General features: G+C 48.9%; 2 rRNA genes. Both read right to left on the reverse strand.

Annotated features, from left to right (window positions below):
• Positions 1-5: 5 nt before the first annotated feature.
• A 5S ribosomal RNA gene (rrf, locus tag H5182_RS21970) occupies positions 6-120 on the reverse strand.
• Positions 121-251: 131 nt separating this feature from the next.
• Positions 252-1,002 (reverse strand): 23S ribosomal RNA (locus H5182_RS21975); the annotation flags it as partial.

Genomic DNA, 1,002 nt, shown 5'->3' on the forward strand with positions numbered 1-1,002 from the left:
TTGGAGCCTGGCAATGTCCTACTTTCACATAGCAAATGCTACACTATCATCGGCGCTGTTTCGTTTCACTACTGAGTTCGGCATGGGGTCAGGTGGGTCCAAAACGCTATTGTTACCAAGCAAATTTGGTGTTAATCGCGTTAGCAATTAACTAAAATTTGGAATTCTGATAATAAAGTTTTCAGTAAATCTACTTTAGTCTATTAACTTCTTGCGCTATCAACTATCACATAAAACGCGTTTGGCGTTGTATGGTTAAGCCTCACGGGTAATTAGTACAAGTTAGCTTAACATATCACTATGCTTCCACATCTTGCCTATCAACGTTGTAGTCTTCAACGGCCCTTCAGAGAGCTTATAGCTCTAGTGAGAACTCATCTCGAGGCCTGCTTCGCGCTTAGATGCTTTCAGCGCTTATCAGTTCCGAACGTAGCTACCGGGCAATGCCATTGGCATGACAACCCGAACACCAGCGGTTCGTTCACTCCGGTCCTCTCGTACTAGGAGCAACCCCTCTCAATTCTCAAACGCCCACGGCAGATAGGGACCGAACTGTCTCACGACGTTCTAAACCCAGCTCGCGTACCACTTTAAATGGCGAACAGCCATACCCTTGGGACCGACTTCAGCCCCAGGATGTGATGAGCCGACATCGAGGTGCCAAACACCGCCGTCGATATGAACTCTTGGGCGGTATCAGCCTGTTATCCCCGGAGTACCTTTTATCCGTTGAGCGATGGCCCTTCCATTCAGAACCACCGGATCACTATGACCTACTTTCGTACCTGCTCGACGTGTCTGTCTCGCAGTTAAGCTGGCTTCTACCATTACACTAACCGTACGATGTCCGACCGTACTTAGCCAACCTTCGTGCTCCTCCGTTACTCTTTGGGAGGAGACCGCCCCAGTCAAACTACCCACCAGGCACTGTCCGTAACCCCGATTCAGGGGCCAACGTTAGAACATCAAAACTACAAGGGTGGTATTTCAAGGACGACTCCA

The sequence above is a fragment of the Pseudoalteromonas sp. SG44-17 genome (genome assembly GCF_014164235.1).
Classification (GTDB): domain Bacteria; phylum Pseudomonadota; class Gammaproteobacteria; order Enterobacterales; family Alteromonadaceae; genus Pseudoalteromonas; species Pseudoalteromonas rhizosphaerae.